Source organism: Nafulsella turpanensis ZLM-10, from assembly GCF_000346615.1.
Taxonomy (GTDB): domain Bacteria; phylum Bacteroidota; class Bacteroidia; order Cytophagales; family Cyclobacteriaceae; genus Nafulsella; species Nafulsella turpanensis.
Map to the genome: position 1 here is coordinate 19,961 of NZ_ANNU01000066.1, position 17,559 is coordinate 37,519.

The window sequence follows — 17,559 nt, forward strand, 5'->3', positions numbered from 1 at the left end:
ATTATGGCATTGCAGGTAGGGATAGTAGGATTACCCAACGTTGGCAAATCAACCCTTTTTAACGCGCTTTCCAATGCAAAGGCAGAGGCGGCCAACTTTCCTTTTTGTACCATTGAGCCAAACGTAGGCGTAATTTCTGTGCCGGACGAACGCCTCGATGTACTCAAAGAACTGGTTAAGCCGGAGCGGGTGATACCCACTGTAATAGAGTTTGTGGATATTGCCGGCCTGGTAAAAGGAGCCAGCAAAGGAGAGGGTCTGGGAAATAAATTCCTGGCCAATATTCGTGAGGTAGATGCCATCGTGCATGTGGTTCGCTGTTTTCAGGACGAGAACATCGTTCACGTGGAGGGAAAGGTAAATCCTGTTTTTGATAAAGAGGTAATTGATACTGAGCTGCAGCTCAAAGATCTGGAGTCGGTAGAGAAGAAGATTCAGAAGGTGCAGAAGGTTGCTAAAATTGGCGATGCCCAGGCGAAAAAAGATTTGGCTTCGTTAGAAAAGTACAAAAAAGGACTTGAAAGCGGGCTGAATGCAAGAGCGATAGAAGTAACGGATGAGGAAAAAGCCGTTATTGCCGATCTGCAGCTCCTCACGGTGAAGCCTGTAATTTATGTGGCCAATGTCGATGAAGAGTCGCTCCACGAGGATAATGAATTTGTAAAGAAGCTTAAAGATTCTGTAGCTGCCGAAAATGCACAGGTAATCCGGGTGTGTGCGGCACTGGAATCGCAGATTGCGGAGCTGGACCTGGAGGAGCGCCAGATGTTCCTTGAAGAGTATGGCCTTAAAGAGCCGGGCCTTCACAAACTCATCCGTGGCTCCTATCAGTTGCTCGACCTGATTACCTATTTTACGGCGGGGAAGCAGGAAGTACGGGCCTGGACCATCCGCAGAGGCTGGAAGGCTCCCCAGGCGGCAGGAGTAATCCATACCGATTTTGAGCGTGGCTTTATAAAGGCAGAAGTAATTAAGCTGGCCGATTACCAGCAATATAAAACCGAAGTGGCCTGTAAAGAGGCTGGAAAAGTTTCAATTGAAGGGAAAGAGTACGTAGTTTCAGATGGAGATGTCATGCATTTTAGATTTAATGTTTAGGCATTCATTGAATTATCTGTTAGATTTGTCATATTGGTATACTAAAACAATCGGGTAATCCCTAAGTTATCAATAGAGATTTAGAATAGAGTGTATTTTTTAGGGCAGCATTTAAATTGCTGTACGAACTAGTTCGAGAATTAAATTTTTGTAAGATTGAGGGTACGTATAATATTTTTACTGAAGAACAAGGGTGGCTATGTTCCTTTTCACCATCAGTACCTGCTGGCCCAGTTAATTAAAGGGCTTATCATTCAGGGCGGTGAAAAGAAGTATAGAGACTATACCTTTTATAACTTTTCCGGCTTAAAGGGGCAGACCAAGATTAGCCGAAACGGGCTTCACTATTACTCAAGCCGGATTACACTTGTGCTTTCCAGCCAGGACCAGGGTTTTATCGACTACCTGATCAGGATGCTCTTTACCTATGAACAGATTGAGGTTGGGAACCTGCTTTTAATTCCGGAAACGGTTGAAAAGGAGGAAATGCCTGAAGTAGGAGAGAGTACCAAGTTTATTTGTATTTCTCCGCTTGTACTTAGCGCGCCCAGCTTTAACGATGCTTCAGGCAAGGCTTTTATCAGCCCGACTTCCGATCAGTTTTCCGATATGCTCTATGAGTCTACCATTAGCCGGATGGAGCAGTCTGGAGATTATACCACAGAACAGCTTACTTCTTTTTACAAGTTTCAGCTGGTTCCGGACCGCAATTACCTGAACAAAATTAAAGAAGGGCAGAAAAAGTTTGCCCGTATTTATCCTCTCTTTGATCAGGATGTAAAGTATGAAGTAAGAGGTTATACCCTTCCTTTTACCCTTTATGCCGCACCGGAGGTACAACAGTTTGTATTTGCCTGTGGCCTTGGTTCCTGCACACATAAAGGTTTTGGTATGCTCGATATTGCTAATAGCGACCCCAGCAAGAGGGCCGTTAAGTATGAAGTGGAAGGAGTTAAAATGCGCGAATTTCAGCATCAGGCTCCCCAGCCAAGACAACGTCAAACTCAGGATAACGAATAGCTCGCTTGAAAAAAGTATAAATAAGGAAGAGGTGCCTGTAGGGGCACCTCTTTTTTTGCCTGTGTGTTTTCCGGGGCTTTAGATTTGTGTAGCTGAGGGGGAGATAAAGCTTTGTTCCTCCCTTCCTTAACGCTCCCTGCTGGTAAATTCGGCGTAGCCTACAATGGTATCATAAATTTCTCCCGGCGGCCGGTAGTAAACGATAATCTCATACAGATTTTCCGTTTCGGCAAAGCTTCCTTCAAGAGCATATTTCTGCTCATCATTACCCAGTAAAAACATATAATTATACCAGCCCTGCTTCAGGAGCAGGTCGGCGAGGTAGCCGCCTGCTTCGGCATCGTAGCGCATCCGGTAGGGGGGAGCTTCATTATAATTGGTAAGTCCACCTGCCACATATACCGGGCTGGAGAGTGGTGCCTCTGCCTCCAGGAAAAAATGGACATTTACATACTCTGAGCTAACAGGAGGTTCCGGATACTCAAGGTTAGTGAGGTGGAACCAGCCATTCAGGTCTCTAATCTGGCTGTAGGCTTCTCCTGCACGGCTTTCGTTCGGTACCAGGTAAGCATGAATACCGGTGGAGTCCCTCAGCACTTCTCCTACATTCTGGCCCCTGGCCCGCACAGTTCGTAAATCGAAAAAGCGGTATTCATTTCCTCCCTTAAACTGGTTCGACTGGTCAAAAAGATGGTATTCTATCTCTCCAAAACCAGGCTCAATGCTGCTGGGCGTAAAGCCGAATTTGGCATTTTCCCAGTGGCGGTTCTGCCGGATTACCACTTTAAACTGGTTGGAAGGGTCATTAACGTTGGCAAGATTGCTGTAGTTCAGGCTAAAATCGATTTGCTGGTTCTCCCTTCTGGCCACTGAGCCGGAAGGAAGGACAGTGGCGTATTCAATACCTACCTGATTGGTATAAACCATAAACCGCCTGGTCAGCACTACTTCTTCAGGGTTATTATTTCGATACACAGCCAACACATAATTGCCGGGTATTTTTACTTTGGGTACCAGAAACTGGTAATGTACGTACGGAATAAAAGTGTTTTGGGAGAATTCGTATTCCGTAACAGGAAACTCATTAAAGGAAAAAAGGTACTGCAGGGAAGTTAGGCGGGAAGGTTCCCAGCTCCAGTTGCAGTGAATGATGCGCACCTGGTACTGCTCTGTATCTGGCTGCAGGTCGTCGAAGGTGAGCAGCAGGCGTGGTTCCTGGTCTAAAGAAATAACGGCAGGTGCCAGGGAGGCCGCCTCCTGTCGGGTGTAGGGGTAAATTTGGGCAGAGTGAATGGTTGGTATGTAAGTTTTATCCTTCATTAACACAGGGCCTGTTGTAGCCGCTGAGCTGCTGCCCTGCTGTTCGAGGGGAACACACGCACCTACTAGAAAAAAGAGCAACAGGTGGGCTAAAAGAGTGAAATTTCGAATGTTTCGGTACATAGATAATAAAATAATGCCGTTCCCTTTCGGAAACGGCAGTCATCAAAAAATTATTCTTCGTTGAGTTCTTTTTCTTTCTCTTCTATTTCGACAGCTAATTCATCCCACTTTTGCTGCCACTCTTCCAGCTGTTTCTTTTGCTGCTCGTAGCGCTGTGTAGCCTCAGCTAAATTATCTGGCTGCCCGTATACTTCCGGCTTTGCCATTTCAGCTTCGGTTGCTTTTGTCTTTTTTTCGAACTCAGTCACACGGGCTTCGGCTTCCTCCAGCTTTTTATGCAGCTGCTTTACTTCTTTTTGTAGCAGTTCGGTTTCGCTGGGGGTTCTTTGCTTCTTCTCTTTTACAGCTTTTGCCTTTTTAGGCGATTCTTCCTCCTGCTGCTCCTGCTGGGAGCGCCACCATACATATTCGTCGTAAGTACCCGGGTATTCCTTTATTTCCTGGTCTTCGATATACCATATTTTATTGGCTGTGCGCGAAATAAAGTGGCGGTTGTGCGATACCACCACAAAGCTGCCTTCGTACTGCTGTAGCGCCTGTATCAGGATGTTGACGGACTGTATGTCGAGGTGGTTCGTTGGTTCGTCCAGCATCAGGAAGTTCGCCTCGGCCAGGAGGGTTTTGGCCAGCGCTACCCGCGATTTTTCTCCACCCGAAAGGACTTTTATTTTCTTGAATACCTCTTCGTCGGTAAACAGAAAGCAGCCAAGAATATTCCTTAACTCGGTTTCGCTCTTTTCGCTGCCGGCTTGTTTTAACTCTTCAAGTATTTCATTATTAACACCAAGGCTTTCGAGCTGGTGCTGGGCGTAAAAGGCAGTGTTTACATTATACCCTTCTATTCTTTCCCCTTCAATGGGTTCGCTACCCGAAATAATCCGCAGCAGGGTAGACTTTCCTTTTCCATTGGCACCAATCAGGGCTATTTTATCGCCTCTCTCAATTTGTGCATTGGTATTCTTCAGTATTTGCAGGTCACCGTAAGATTTTGATACATTCTTCAGCGTCATGATAAAACGACCGCTCTGCTGATTCATGGTAAACTTAAAGTTTACCCGGCGGTTTTCTTCTATCACATCATCGATCATATCCATCCGTTCCAGCGATTTTACCCGCGACTGCACCTGCCGTGCTTTGGTAGCTTTGGAGCGGAAGCGTTCGATAAAGCGCTCGGTCTGTTTTATTTTTTGCTGCTGGTTTTCATAGGCATTGCGCTGTATCTCGTTGCGCTGCTCTTTTTCTTCCAGGTAAAAGCTATAATTACCGGCATACTGAATGAGGTCGCGCTGGGCCACTTCCACAATGCTGGTAACCATATTGTCGAGAAATTCCTGGTCGTGCGAAACCACAATTACGGCTCCTTCATAGGTGCGGAGGTAATTTTCCAGCCACTGGATAGATGGAAGGTCAAGGTGGTTGGTAGGCTCATCGAGCATGAGCAGGTTGGGCTTTTCGAGTAGCAGTTTAGCCAGCATTACCCTCATGCGCCAGCCACCGGAAAATTCACGCAGGGGGCGTTTAAGGTCGGCAGTCTGGAAGCCAATGCCTTCCAGTACCGACTCGGCCTGCGCCTGCATGCTGTAGCCGTCGAGGGCTTCAAACTTTTCCTGCAGGCGGGTTAGTTTATCTACCAGCTTATCTTCATAAGCCACTTCCATCTGGTGGAGTACCTTGTCTATATCTTTCTGAATTTGTACCGCTTCGGCAAAAGCCTGCATGGCTACAGACAGGATGCTGTCATCTGACTGGTAGGAGAGCAGATCCTGGTTGAGGAAGCCAATAGTCGTATCGGAGCTCTTGCTGATTTCTCCTTCATCGGGCTGAAATTCCCCGTTGATTAACCGCAGGAGGGTGGATTTTCCTGTTCCGTTCAGGCCGATAAGCCCAATCCGGTCCTTCGGCTTAATATGCAGGTTTGCTTCGTAATAGAGGGGGCGATCGCCTAAAAAGTAAGATAAATTATTAATGGATACCATAGTGCAAATTTACATCTCCTCCTGCTTTATTCCTTATTTTTGCTGAATTATGTGCGATTAGCCGGCAGGGTAGCTATAAAGCTGCTTTTTAACAGGTGGATGAATTTAAATTATAACCATACAGCCCTGCCGAAGTTCTTTTTTAAATTAACTGAAGAAACTAGTATGAAAAAAATTGCTGGTACTGCCCTTGTACTGGGTGGTTTGCTTGCCGTAACAGCCTGTGGTAGCAATGGCGCCGAACAGGAGGCCGAAATTACAGAGGTGGAAGAAGTAATTGCCCCTCGCGATTTAACAGTAACAAATACCTACAATCCGGATAATCTACCGCTTGACAAGATTAACCTCCCGGAAGGATTTAATATTTCTGTTTTTGCCGCTGGTATTGAAGATGCCCGTTCCCTGGCGCTGGGAGAGGAGGGCACTGTCTTCGTTGGCAACCGCTCTGCCGATAAGGTATATGCCGTGGTAGATGAAAATAAGGATGGGGTAGCCGACGAGCAGTATGTAATTGCTTCAGGCCTTAATATGCCAAACGGAGTTGCCTTTCGCGATGGCGATTTGTACGTAGCGGAGGTAAACCGGATATTACGTTTTCCTGATATTGAAGCTAATCTTGCCAACCCGCCAAAGCCTGAGGTGGTTTTTGATGATTATCCAACAGACAGGCACCATGGCTGGAAGTACATCAACTTTGGGCCTGATGGCAAGCTCTATGTGCCGGTAGGTGCCCCCTGTAATATCTGTGATTCCGAAGAGGATATTTATGCCACTATTACCCGCATGAATCCCGATGGCTCTAATATGGAGATTTTTGCTGAAGGAGTTCGTAATTCAGTAGGCTTTGACTGGCATCCCGAAACCGATGTGCTGTGGTTTACCGAAAATGGGCGCGATATGCTGGGGAATAACCTGCCACCCGATGAGCTTAACCGGGCACCTGAAAAAGGAATGCATTTCGGCTATCCTTACTGCCATGCAGGTGAAATTCCTGATCCGGAATTTGGGAAAGGCCAACCCTGTGAAGAATTTGTGGCCCCGGCCCAAAACCTGGGTCCGCATGTAGCGCCGCTGGGCATGAAGTTTTATACCGGTAATATGTTCCCTCCTGCATATAAGAACCAGATTCTGATTCCGGAGCATGGAAGCTGGAACCGTGATGAGAAAATCGGCTATCGCATTCAAAAGGTAAATGTAGATGAGAATGGAAACGCTGTTAGCTACGAAACCTTTGCCGATGGATGGCTGAATGAAGAAGAGCAGGAAGCCTGGGGCCGCCCTGTCGCTTTGCTACAATTACCCGATGGTTCTTTGCTGGTGTCGGATGACCATGCCGGCGTAATTTACCGGATTACCTATGAAGGGTAGGTATTAGTTGTTGGTTGAGGGTCGTTAGTTGTTCGATTTTTGGTGACTGGTGCCTGGAAGCGGCTGGCTAACGAGCTGTTTCTATGTGATCTTAAGCTTTCTCCCATGGTTTTGTCATGGCGAGCGAAGCGCGGCCATCTTCCGAAGATTAGTACTTCTTTCAGGCTAATTAGCTTATCAATAGATTACTTCGCTGCGCTCGCAATGGCAGCCATTTATTAGCTTTTGCCGGGAGAGTGAAATTTATTCAAGAAGTCAGGCTTTTTTTCCAGCTTTACAAAAAGGAACAGCCTCCACAATTCTGCAGAGGCTGTTCCTTTTTGATTACTTAATATCTTAATTCTAAACCCTGCTCTTTGCTTTTGGATTGAATCTTTCTTTTCCGCCAAGCAGCTGCCAGTACAAGATAAAGTCAGAAGCAAGGCTCCATGCCGGGTATGGAAAAGTAGCAGGTTTGTTTCGTTCGAAGAAAGCATGCCCTGCCCATACGATCCGCCGCTGCGGCAAAGCCATATCCCACCACTGGTGCCAGAAATAATTCCCACCAGCTTAGGGTAATCAGCGCCCAGGCCAAGACAATAAACACTAGGGTAATGCCCACACAATGAAGTTTGCGGCAGCTTGGGTTTTGGTGTTCTGAAAGATAATAAGGATAAAACTCCTTCAGGCCCTGGTATTGCTTTGCTGTTGCCATGGTAGTTCTATTTAGGTTGATATTTTAGTGAGGAGAAGGACTAAACATTCTTCTGGTCTTATGTCTCATGTCCTATGTCTCTTACTCAAACTCAACCGGCATCTCAATACCGGTGCGGTCCCACATCATTTTGAGGACCACATCATTTTTATACTGGTCGAACTTAATGGTAAAGGGCTCATAAGTAGTATCGAGTTGATGGGTAGGTACATCGAACCGGAGCAAATCATTTTTCTCATTGTAGTTAAAAGCTCCCCAGAGGCCAAGACTTTTATTTAGAATTACCGTCCATTTATCCTTTTGAGGGATGGTAAAGATAGAATAAGTGCCGGCGGGTACTTCATGTCCGGCAAGCTTAATATCACGGGTGGTGGTAATTTCAGTAGCTTCATTCGCCCCGGTACGCCAGATTTTGCCATAGGGAACCAGTTCTCCAAAAATATTCCGGCCTTCTTTATGCGGCTGGCTGTAAGTGATTTTGATATAGGTATCTTCCCAGGGGAAGGTCACCATTTCAAGGGGGCTGGTACGCGGTTTTACCGGTTCCTGTGCACGGGCATCGGTATACAGGATAAACATTACAGCCAGGAGGGCTGTGCAGAAAACGCTTCTGAATGACATATCTTTTTGAATAAAAGTATTAATTTACACCTTTGTACAGGCAAAATAGAATATTTTATCTATTTAAACAAAGTACCGCCTGCCGACCTCTGCTTTCAGACCTATGGACAGAACCTTTCAGGAAAAACCCGAGTACGACGATATCTTTATGGAACTGGCGGTGAATCTCGCCAGACGCTCTCACTGCGTAAAGCGGCATGTGGGAGCCGTTCTTACCAAAGATACCCGCATTATCAGCATCGGCTACAACGGTCCGCCGGCCGGAACGCACAATTGCGATGAGGAATGGCCGGAAACCGGTTGTGCCCGCGATCGCAAAGGCAGCTGCTCGCTGGCTATCCATGCCGAGCAAAACGCCATCTTATATGCGATCAAGAACAATGCCAAGGTAGAGGGGTCTACCCTCTATGTTACACTCTCGCCCTGCCTGGCCTGTGCCCGCATTATTTACAGTGCCGGCATCGAAAAAGTCATTTACCTGAAGTCATACGCTGCTTATAAAGGCATTGATATAGACGAAGGCCTCGGCTTTCTGCAGGAGTTCGGGGTCGCCACGGAGCAGTACGAGGGCAAGCTGAGTAATTTGACGGATATGATTTGAGGGGGTACTGGCGGGGTAAAAAGAAAGAGCAACAATAGGGGCGAAAATTGAAAGCGGAGGCTGATTGGTTTTAGAATAATTATGTGCAAAAAATATCTTTTCTGGATTTAATACATGAAAAAGCAATTTCTGTTTACTTTACTTATACTTTTCTCAGTCATCTCCCTTCAGGCTCAGGAAACACCCGTCTTTACCCGGCAGGATACCCTGCGGGGGAGTATTACGCCTGAACGGGAGTGGTGGGACCTGACTTACTACCACCTCGATATTGCAGTAGACCCGGAGGAGAAAACCATTGAAGGGAAAAATACCATCCAGTATCAGGTGCTGGAGCCACAGCAGCGTATGCAGATTGACCTGCAGCCACCGATGCAAATCCACAAAATAACCCAAAACGGGGAGGGGCTTTCCTTTGAGCAGGACGGCAATGCCTGGTTTGTGGAGTTGGAAAAGCCGCAGGAGAAAGGGGAGGTCAATTCCGTAGTGGTGCATTACGGGGGCAAACCGCAGGTAAGTGAAAATCCACCCTGGAGCGGGGGCATTACATGGACCACCGACAGTAAAGGTCGCCCATTTATTGCCAGCTCAAATCAGGGCGATGGTGCCAGCCTCTGGTGGCCCAATAAAGACCATATGTACGACGAGGTTGATAGTATGCTTATTAGCGTAACCGTGCCGGAAGAACTTATGGATGTTTCTAATGGCCGCCTGAGAGGGGTGGAGCATCATAAAAAGAAGGACACCAAAACCTACCACTGGTATGTCGATAATCCCATCAACAACTATGGCGTGAACATCAATATTGCTGACTACGTCCATTTCGATGGCGTATATAAAGGAGAAAAAGGTAAGTTGACGCTCGATTACTATGTGCTGCCGGAGAACCTGAAAAAGGCAAAGGAGCAGTTTAAGGAAGTTCCCCGAATGCTGGAGGCTTTCGAGCACTGGTTTGGCCCTTACCCATGGTACAAAGATGGCTATAAGCTGGTGGAAGCTCCTTACCTGGGCATGGAACACCAGAGCTCAGTGACTTATGGAAATGGCTATCAGAACGGCTATAAAGGCCGTGACTGGAGCCTGACCGGGCAGGGCATGAAGTTCGACTTTATCATCGTGCATGAGTCGGGGCATGAGTGGTTCGCCAACAACATTACCTATAAAGATGCGGCTGATATGTGGATACATGAAAGCTTTACGGCCTATTCCGAAAACCTCTTTCTCGAATATTTCTTCGGAAAAGAGGCAGGTAGCGAATATGTACGGGGTACCCGTTCCGCCATCCAGAACGACCGCCCGATCATCGGGATATATGATGTAAACTATTCAGGATCCAGCGATATGTACTTTAAAGGTGCCAACATGTTACACACCCTCCGTCAGCTGGTAAATGACGATGAAAAGTGGCGCAGCATTCTCCGTGGCATGAATAAGGAGTTCTGGCACCAAACGGTAACTACGGAACAGATTGAAAATTACCTGAGCGAACGAACAGGTATGGATTTATCGGACTTCTTCGACCAATACCTGCGCACCATTCATATTCCTACCCTTGAATACCGATTCCTGAATGGCACCCTGGCCTACCGCTGGAGCAATGTGGTAGATGGGTTTGATATGCCGGTGCAGGTAAGCATTAATGGAGTGGAAAAGTGGCTGGAGCCGAAAGAAGGAAAATGGTCGGTACTGAAAGAAGTGCCGGCAGATGCAAGCTTAAAAGTAGACCCTGACTTTTACGTAAGCTATATGGACCTGACGGTGGAGTGATAGAATTACAACACAGCTTAAAAGAAGAGCGGCCTTTTATAAGCCGCTCTTCTTTTTTGAGGGGGAGGTGCTTAAATAAAATTCACCTCTGCCTCCAGTTCAATACCAAATTTCTCTTTCACCGAAGCCTGTATATCTTCCGATAACTGCCGGATTTCCTCGCCTATTGCGCCACCATGGTTTACGAGCACCAGTGCCTGTTTATCATTCACGCCCACATTTCCGCGGCGATAGCCTTTCCAGCCGCACTGCTCAATTAACCAGCCAGCCGGTACTTTTATGCCGTTTTCCTGCGGATAGGAGGGGATGGAGGCATACTGCTGCTGAAGGTTGGTGAAATGTGCTGCATCAATTACCGGGTTCTTAAAGAAGCTGCCGGCATTGCCAATCTTTTTCGGGTCGGGTAGCTTACTCTGCCGTATGTGCACTACCGCATCGCTAATGGCCTTCAGGCTCAATGAACTAATGCCTCTCTCTTCCAGAGTTTGCTGAATAGCACCGTAAGTAGTATTAAACTGCGGCTTCTTGTGTAGAGAAAAAGTTACATGGCTAATCACCCATTTATCCCGTTCGCTGGTCTTAAATACACTGCTGCGATAGCCGAACTGGCAATCGGCATGGCGGAAAGTGCGTAGGCTGCCATCTGTCCTGTTTACGGCTTCCAGGGAATGAAAAGTGTCTTTAATTTCCACTCCATAGGCACCAATGTTCTGCATAGGAGCTGCTCCGACTGTGCCAGGAATGAGCGAGAGGTTTTCCAGTCCGCCAAGGCCCTGGGCAATCGTATTCAGCACAAACTCATGCCATACGACTCCACCGCCTACTTTTACCAGAACATTTTCCTCCCCTTCTTCCACCATGGAAATACCACCGATTTTATTGAGCAGTACGAGCCCTTCGGGATTACGGGTAAAAAGGATGTTGCTGCCACCACCCAGCACCAGCAGGGGCATGTTTTTAAATTGCTCATTGCGGAAGAGGGCCTGTAACTCTTCTGTACTTTGGATCTGGCAGAAGTAAGGCGCAACGGCTTCTATTCCAAAGGTATTATATTCTTTTAGGTTTTTATTCCTCTCTATGTTGAGCGTCATTTTTAAATTTGAATGATAGAATGATAGAATGATAGAGTATGGCAGTTATGTCATTTTTCGCCCGTAAGATTACATTTTAAATAATCGGGCTTTTTATTCCTTGTTGCCTCATTTGAAAAACATCCTTTGTCCTTTATCTAATGTCCAATGTCTACCGTCTCATGTCTTAAATCCCCCATCTTCTAAGCCGCTACTTCTTTTTTATCATCTGCAAAAACGTCTACTTTATCGGACGCCTTCTTCAGTATGAAAAAAGAGATAAGGCTTATGGTTCCGTAAATCAGCACTTCTATCCAGTTCCGGAAAATCAGGTGCCCAATGAAAAACAGTACAGAATAGGCCATTACCACGGCACTAAGCCAGCATACTACCAGGTAGGAGATGGTGACATTATCTCTTATTCCTCTTTCAAACGGCTTCCAGTTGCCTAAAGGTCGTACTTTGGCATAAAACTCTTCAAGCTTTCTGAAGTTGGTAGGCTTGGTAAGGTAAGTAACGACTATCCAGCTGATGGTGGTGAAGCCCAGAATGAAGAGGAAGCTCCGGGGGTCTTCGAGTACAGAAAGGCCCCAGGCAGAATCGAACTGCACAAAAACATATTTTGTAAGGGCATAGGCGAAAAGGGGAGCTGCAGTAGCGGCAATTTCGCTCCAGGCATTGATGCGCCACCAGTACCAGCGGAGGATTAGCACCAGCCCTAATCCCGCACCTGCTTCGATAATAAATACCCACACACCGGAAATAGTCTCTATCTGGCTGGTAATTAGAAGGGCAAACAGCATTAAGAGGCCGGTACCAATGCGGCTGGCCGCGACCAGCTTAGCAGAGGAAGCTCCGGGTGCTATAAAGCGTTTATAAAGGTCGTTTATAAGATAGCTGGTTCCCCAGTTGAGCTGAGTGGAAATGGTGCTCATATAGGCAGCAAAAAAAGCCACCAGCAGTAAGCCTCGCAGGCCGTCCGGCAAGTAATCTTTCATCGCCATTACATAACCCAGCTTTTTATCATCGGCAGGAAGGTCGGGGTACAGCACCACGGCACAAAGAGCCACAATAATCCACGGCCACGGACGAAGGGCATAGTGGGCAATCTGGAAAAAGAGGGTGGCGTAGATGGCATTTTTTTCATCTTTAGCGGCCATCATGCGCTGCGCAATATAGCCACCACCACCTGGTTCGTTACCCGGATACCAGCTGGCCCACCACTGCAGACCGATGATGGCAAAAAAACTGCCAAAACCCATGGCGAGGGTAGTGCCGATTCCAGCACTGCCACTGCCGATTTGTGGAAAGAAACTCAGCGACCATTCCGGTAGTTGCTCTTTGAGTCCGCTAATGCCGCCCACTTTTGGGGAGTCCAGCACGAGCCAGGCCAGCACTATACAGCCGCCCATGGCAATAATAAACTGGACCACATCTGTAAAAGCGACTCCTAACAGGCCGGATACAGAAGAATAAAGTACGACAACCAGCATAGCGGCAAAAACATACCAAAGAAGCATATCATCCGGTATACCAAAGAACACCTTTAGCAGCGACATCAGCGCCACATTTACCCAGCCAATAACCAGTGCGTTCATAAAAAGACCAAGGTACACTGCCTTAAAGCCCCGCAGGAAAGAGGCTTCTTTGCCACTATAACGCATTTCAATAAATTCCACATCGGTCAAAATCTCCGCCCGCCTCCAGTATTTGGCAAAGAAAAAGGTAGTAAGCATACCGCCGATGAGCATATTCCACCACACCCAGTTACCGGCAATACCATTGTTGGCCACCAGCTCGGTAACGGCCAGAGGGGTGTCGGCGGCAAAAGTAGTGGCTACCATGGAAGTGCCGGCAATCCACCAGGGGAGGTTTCGGCCACCCAGAAAGAAGCTGTCAATATCCTGACCTGCCTTTTTCCGAAAGTAAAGGCCAATAAAGATGGTGATGGCAAGGAAAACTCCAATGACTATCCAGTCTGCAAGCGCTAATTCCATTTGTTTTGTAGTGAGTATTGAACGGTCCGCCTTAGTGGTCGTGAGCTTTGAAGTTGGCAATGTATTCTTTTTCCCTTTCTAGCGGTAACCTTTTAGATAGGGTAAACATACTGCAGCTGTCCATTTCTTCTGTAAGCGAAATTTTGTCTAAAGTACTAAAATAGTGGCGGATGCAAAACGGGAAGTAAGATTTATCGCAACAAAAAAGCCGGCAGTTCAGGCCGGCTTTTAAATGAGGGGGTAAGTTATTAGCTTAGCTGCATATCTTCCACAATCTGAGCTATTTTCTGTTCCAGCTCTTTTTGTTTCTGCTCAAAGGCAGCTGTATTGTTGAGGCTGGTATTGACACTGATATAGAACTTTATTTTGGGCTCGGTACCTGAAGGGCGGGCCGATATTTTACTGCCATCCTCGGTAAAGTACTGAAGAACGTTTGACTTAGGGAAAGAGAGTTTTTCCTCTTTTCCGCTGGAAAGATCCAGGCTAACACCTTCCTGGTAATCAATAATTTTTACCAGGCGCGAACCCGCAATCTGCTGTGGCGGATTGCTGCGGAGGTTGGCCATCATGCGCTGGATTTCCTCGGCTCCTTTTTTACCTTCTTTCTTTACTGAAATAAGTTTCTCCTGATAAAAGCCGAAGCGCTGGTACATTTCCAGCAGCATGTCATATACTGTTTTGCCATTGTTTTTGGCGAAAGCAGCCAGCTCGGCAATCAGGGCACAGGAGGCAATCGCATCCTTGTCGCGGACAAAATCTCCAATCAGGTAGCCATAGCTTTCTTCACCGCCGGCAATAAATTCTTTTTTCCCTTCAAACTCCCTGATAATGGAGGCAATCCACTTAAAGCCGGTGAGGGTGTCGTAGCTCTCTACATTATAGCCTTCAGCAATGCGATCAATAAGGTCAGTCGTTACAATGGTTTTAACAATGTATTGGTTGCCGTTTAGCTTATTCTTTTGTTTCCAGGCCTCCAGTAGGTAATAAATAAGCAGACTACCGGTTTGGTTGCCATTTAGTAGTTCCCATTCTCCAGCCTGGTTTTTAACGGCTATTCCTACACGGTCGGAGTCAGGGTCCGTTCCCATAAGCAGGTCAGCATCCAGTTCACGTGCCTTGTCCAGGGCTATGGAAAGCGCTTCGGCTTCTTCAGGATTGGGGTAGACAACTGTTGGGAAATTTCCATTGGGCTCCGACTGCTCCTCCACTACGTGCACATTGGTAAAGCCAATTTGCTTTAGGGCTTCAGGAACTAAAGTTATACCGGTGCCATGAATAGGGGTAAAAACAATTTTCAGGTCGTGCTGCGCCTTAATGGCATCGGGCGAGACGGAAAGAGAAGCCACCTTGTTAAGGTACTTTTCATCCATTTCCCGCCCGATAATCTGGATGAGGCGTTCATTTTTTTCGAAGTTTACTTCATCGATGCTCCGGATTTTTCCGACTTCGGCAATCACGTTTTTATCGTGCGGAGGCACCAGTTGGGCACCATCGTTCCAGTAGGCTTTGTAACCATTGTACTCCTTTGGGTTATGGGAGGCAGTGAGTACCACACCACTTTTGCAGCCCAGTTCACGAACGGCAAAGCTTAGTTCCGGTGTTGGACGGAGGGCTTCGAAGAAGAAAACCTTTATACCATTAGCCGAAAAAATAGCTGCGGTGGTCTCGGCAAAGAAGCGGCTGTTATTGCGACAGTCATGGGCAATGGCTACGCTGATGCTCTCGGCGGGATAAGTCTTTTTCAGGTAATTAGCCAGTCCCTGAGTAGCCATGCCAACCGTGTATTTATTCATGCGGTTGGAGCCTGTACCCATTATGCCCCGCAGGCCACCTGTGCCAAACTCAAGGTCTTTATAAAAAGCTTCAGTAAGTTCTTCTTCCTGCTTTTCGTTTATCCAGGTATTGATCTGCTCCTTTGCTTCAGCGTCGATGTTGCTGTTCAGCCAGGTGCGGGCTTTATTTAAAATTGCTTGTTCCATGAAGTATGAAAAAATGTTTTTAAAGAGTCAGGAATCAGGAAGCAGGAGTCAAGATGTAGGTATTTGGGTACTGGTTCTTGACTTCTGACTCCTGGTTCAATTTATAAATTACCCCTCAGCTCCTGCTCACGCTCAATTGCTTCGAAGAGGGCTTTAAAGTTCCCTTTTCCAAACGAACGGGCACCTTTGCGCTGAATAATTTCGAAAAAGAGGGTAGGGCGGTCCTGTATAGGTTTGGTGAAAATCTGGAGGAGATAGCCTTCCTCATCACGATCGACCAGAATGTTGAGGTCTTTGAGGGGCTGAATATCTTCTTCTATTTCGCCTACACGGTCCTGCAGGTCATCATAATAAGTGTCAGGTACATTTAAAAACTCAATGCCCCGGCGGCGCATTTCGCTAACGGTTTCCACAATGTCTTTGGTCGCAATGGCAATATGCTGTACGCCGGCACCTTTGTAGAATTCCAGGTATTCGTCGATCTGCGATTTTTTTAGACCCTCGGCAGGTTCGTTAATCGGGAACTTGATGTACCCGTTTCCATTACTTACCACCTTGCTCATGAGTGCGGTATATTTGGTGGAAATATCCTTATCATCGAAGGTAAGGAGCAGTTTAAAGCCCATTACATCTTCATAGAACTTCACCCATTCATCCATTTTACCCAGCTCTACATTTCCCACACAGTGGTCAACATACTCAAGGCCAATGGGCTTAATAGGGAAGGTGCTTTTCTTTTCAACAAAGCCCGGCATAAATGGCCCCTGATAGTTTTTGCGCTCCACAAATTTATGAATGGTTTCGCCATAAGTTTTAATTGCGGACACCACCACTTCCCCATGTTCATCCTCCAGCTTTTGAGGTTCCATGGCGGCCTCTGCTCCGCGGCTGGTAGTTTCGTTAAACGCTTTTGTTGCATCATCTACCCATAAGGCAAGTACTTTTACGCCATCGCCATGCTTTTCTACATGTCTGGCTATTTCTGTGCCCGGCTGGAGGGAAGAGGTAAGAACAAAGCGTAGTTTATTTTGCCTGAGTACATAGCTTGCGCGGTCGCGGACGCCTGTTTCTGGCCCTGCATAGGCTACTAACTCAAAACCAAGTGCTGCCTGATAATACATGGCCGACTGTTTGGCATTGCCAACATAAAATTCGATGTGGTCGGTACCGTTAATAGGTAAAAAGTCTTGTTCCATGGTGGGGTTTTATTTTAGTCTTCCGGGCAAAAATAGGGCTTTCCTTTAGCAAATAAAAATGAAAAAGCAGGCCCTGCAAACCATTGCATCGCCATACAGGGAAGCTGTTTCATCATAAGGCACACCCTCCTATACTACTAAAATTGAGGGGGAATGTTGAGCCGGTTTTGAATTTTTAAGAAAACATTTGCTTGTTTTCGACAATAGTTTAAGCTTTGTATCAGAAATCAACAACAGACTATGGATATTAAGGCATTAGATAAAGCGCTGACCGCGTTGGTAGAAAAGAAAAACGAACTGGCCGGGCTCAATTATAATGATCCGAAATACGATGATGCAGAAGAGGAACTGCATTCGATGGAAGATGATTTTGTGAGCCAGTATGGAGAGTATCTGGAAGATGCGCTACATGTAGTGCACGACGATATTTGCCCGGATAATGATGTGTTGCTGCCAATTGCTTATCTGGCAGATAAATACCAGAAAGTTGGAGAGAAACCTGATGGCTCCCCACTTTGGGATACAGATATGCAGCAGGGAGTATTGGTAGATGTGGATGACTACCCTGGCAAGCCTGCCCGACTGGTTTTTGTACCAAACCCAACCCGCCTGATGCTGATGGTAAGTGGTGTAGGAAAAGAAGAAGTGTGGACTGCAAAGTAAGCAACAGTTGCCTTTTGTCTCGTCCTAGAATAGCGATACAGGTTTTTACAATAATAAATAATTAAATAT

14 protein-coding genes and 1 pseudogene are annotated in these 17,559 nt (G+C 46.7%); 6 read left to right on the forward strand and 9 right to left on the reverse strand.

Features of this window, described 5'->3' with window-relative positions; translation table 11 throughout:
• Positions 1-3: 3 nt before the first annotated feature.
• Positions 4-1,098, forward strand: coding sequence for a redox-regulated ATPase YchF (gene ychF / locus F752_RS0120715; RefSeq protein ID WP_017733667.1), 1,095 nt, complete (start codon positions 4-6; stop codon positions 1,096-1,098).
• A gap of 156 nt (positions 1,099-1,254) precedes the next feature.
• Positions 1,255-2,118 (forward strand): CRISPR-associated endoribonuclease Cas6, encoded by an 864-nt coding sequence (gene cas6, locus F752_RS0120720; RefSeq protein WP_017733668.1) that lies wholly within the window; start codon positions 1,255-1,257, stop codon positions 2,116-2,118.
• Positions 2,119-2,244: 126 nt separating this feature from the next.
• Here cas6 and F752_RS24765 read toward each other — a convergent pair whose 3' ends face one another.
• Together F752_RS24765 and abc-f are read right to left on the reverse strand one after the other, a co-directional pair.
• On the reverse strand, positions 2,245-3,438 hold the full coding sequence (locus F752_RS24765) for a type IX secretion system plug protein (RefSeq protein ID WP_051049929.1): 1,194 nt from the start codon (positions 3,436-3,438) through the stop codon (positions 2,245-2,247).
• Between the two features lie 173 nt (positions 3,439-3,611).
• Complete coding sequence (gene abc-f, locus F752_RS0120730; RefSeq protein WP_017733670.1) at positions 3,612-5,537, reverse strand: ribosomal protection-like ABC-F family protein; 1,926 nt, start codon at positions 5,535-5,537, stop codon at positions 3,612-3,614.
• Between the two features lie 165 nt (positions 5,538-5,702).
• Between abc-f and F752_RS0120735 the strand changes: the two genes are divergently transcribed.
• Positions 5,703-6,905: a PQQ-dependent sugar dehydrogenase gene (locus F752_RS0120735; protein ID WP_152425241.1), complete on the forward strand. Its 1,203-nt coding sequence runs from the start codon at positions 5,703-5,705 to the stop codon at positions 6,903-6,905.
• A gap of 342 nt (positions 6,906-7,247) precedes the next feature.
• Here F752_RS0120735 and F752_RS26925 read toward each other — a convergent pair whose 3' ends face one another.
• The 3 genes and pseudogenes from F752_RS26925 to F752_RS0120745 all read right to left on the reverse strand — a co-directional run bounded on the left by F752_RS26925 (position 7,248) and on the right by F752_RS0120745 (position 8,220).
• Positions 7,248-7,418: an Mpo1-like protein gene (locus F752_RS26925; RefSeq protein WP_323754865.1), complete on the reverse strand. Its 171-nt coding sequence runs from the start codon at positions 7,416-7,418 to the stop codon at positions 7,248-7,250.
• Positions 7,419-7,455: 37 nt separating this feature from the next.
• Positions 7,456-7,599: pseudogene (locus F752_RS26930) on the reverse strand (Mpo1-like protein); the annotation flags it as partial.
• 81 nt (positions 7,600-7,680) lie between these two features.
• A complete protein-coding gene (locus tag F752_RS0120745; RefSeq protein WP_017733673.1) occupies positions 7,681-8,220 on the reverse strand; it encodes a DUF2911 domain-containing protein in 540 nt (179 codons plus the stop codon).
• A gap of 103 nt (positions 8,221-8,323) precedes the next feature.
• Here F752_RS0120745 and F752_RS0120750 point away from each other — a divergent pair, with 103 nt between their 5' ends.
• Both F752_RS0120750 and F752_RS0120755 read left to right on the forward strand, forming a co-directional pair.
• Positions 8,324-8,821: a deoxycytidylate deaminase gene (locus F752_RS0120750; protein WP_017733674.1), complete on the forward strand. Its 498-nt coding sequence runs from the start codon at positions 8,324-8,326 to the stop codon at positions 8,819-8,821.
• 114 nt (positions 8,822-8,935) lie between these two features.
• Entirely contained in the window at positions 8,936-10,585 is a 1,650-nt protein-coding gene (locus F752_RS0120755) for a M1 family metallopeptidase (RefSeq protein ID WP_017733675.1), read from the forward strand.
• A 71-nt stretch (positions 10,586-10,656) separates the two neighbouring features.
• On the opposite strand, the gene murB is transcribed toward F752_RS0120755, so the two are convergent.
• From murB to hppD, 4 genes are all read right to left on the reverse strand, one after another.
• Complete coding sequence (gene murB, locus F752_RS0120760) at positions 10,657-11,676, reverse strand: UDP-N-acetylmuramate dehydrogenase (protein ID WP_017733676.1); 1,020 nt, start codon at positions 11,674-11,676, stop codon at positions 10,657-10,659.
• Positions 11,677-11,858: 182 nt separating this feature from the next.
• Positions 11,859-13,652, reverse strand: a complete 1,794-nt coding sequence (locus F752_RS0120765) for a sodium:solute symporter family protein (protein ID WP_017733677.1) — start codon at positions 13,650-13,652, stop codon at positions 11,859-11,861.
• A gap of 248 nt (positions 13,653-13,900) precedes the next feature.
• Positions 13,901-15,631: a phospho-sugar mutase gene (locus F752_RS0120770; protein ID WP_017733678.1), complete on the reverse strand. Its 1,731-nt coding sequence runs from the start codon at positions 15,629-15,631 to the stop codon at positions 13,901-13,903.
• A gap of 101 nt (positions 15,632-15,732) precedes the next feature.
• Complete coding sequence (hppD, locus tag F752_RS0120780) at positions 15,733-16,827, reverse strand: 4-hydroxyphenylpyruvate dioxygenase (RefSeq protein WP_017733680.1); 1,095 nt, start codon at positions 16,825-16,827, stop codon at positions 15,733-15,735.
• A gap of 240 nt (positions 16,828-17,067) precedes the next feature.
• Here hppD and F752_RS0120785 point away from each other — a divergent pair, with 240 nt between their 5' ends.
• Positions 17,068-17,490 carry a hypothetical protein gene (locus F752_RS0120785; RefSeq protein ID WP_017733681.1) on the forward strand — a complete coding sequence of 141 codons (423 nt, stop codon included), beginning with the start codon at positions 17,068-17,070 and terminating at the stop codon, positions 17,488-17,490.
• Positions 17,491-17,559: the final 69 nt, after the last annotated feature.

What these genes read in the sequence shown, in the direction of transcription:
- murB (WP_017733676.1), bottom strand. Translation starts at nt 11,676, where the DNA reads ATGACGCTCAACATAGAGAGGAATAAAAACCTAAAAGAATATAATACC.
- F752_RS0120765 (WP_017733677.1), bottom strand. Translation starts at nt 13,652, where the DNA reads ATGGAATTAGCGCTTGCAGACTGGATAGTCATTGGAGTTTTCCTTGCC.
- F752_RS0120735 (WP_152425241.1), top strand. Translation starts at nt 5,703, where the DNA reads ATGAAAAAAATTGCTGGTACTGCCCTTGTACTGGGTGGTTTGCTTGCC.
- F752_RS0120785 (WP_017733681.1), top strand. Translation starts at nt 17,068, where the DNA reads ATGGATATTAAGGCATTAGATAAAGCGCTGACCGCGTTGGTAGAAAAG.
- abc-f (WP_017733670.1), bottom strand. Translation starts at nt 5,537, where the DNA reads ATGGTATCCATTAATAATTTATCTTACTTTTTAGGCGATCGCCCCCTC.
- F752_RS0120750 (WP_017733674.1), top strand. Translation starts at nt 8,324, where the DNA reads ATGGACAGAACCTTTCAGGAAAAACCCGAGTACGACGATATCTTTATG.
- F752_RS0120770 (WP_017733678.1), bottom strand. Translation starts at nt 15,631, where the DNA reads ATGGAACAAGCAATTTTAAATAAAGCCCGCACCTGGCTGAACAGCAAC.
- hppD (WP_017733680.1), bottom strand. Translation starts at nt 16,827, where the DNA reads ATGGAACAAGACTTTTTACCTATTAACGGTACCGACCACATCGAATTT.
- F752_RS26925 (WP_323754865.1), bottom strand. Translation starts at nt 7,418, where the DNA reads ATGGCTTTGCCGCAGCGGCGGATCGTATGGGCAGGGCATGCTTTCTTC.
- F752_RS0120755 (WP_017733675.1), top strand. Translation starts at nt 8,936, where the DNA reads ATGAAAAAGCAATTTCTGTTTACTTTACTTATACTTTTCTCAGTCATC.
- F752_RS24765 (WP_051049929.1), bottom strand. Translation starts at nt 3,438, where the DNA reads ATGAAGGATAAAACTTACATACCAACCATTCACTCTGCCCAAATTTAC.
- F752_RS0120745 (WP_017733673.1), bottom strand. Translation starts at nt 8,220, where the DNA reads ATGTCATTCAGAAGCGTTTTCTGCACAGCCCTCCTGGCTGTAATGTTT.
- ychF (WP_017733667.1), top strand. Translation starts at nt 4, where the DNA reads ATGGCATTGCAGGTAGGGATAGTAGGATTACCCAACGTTGGCAAATCA.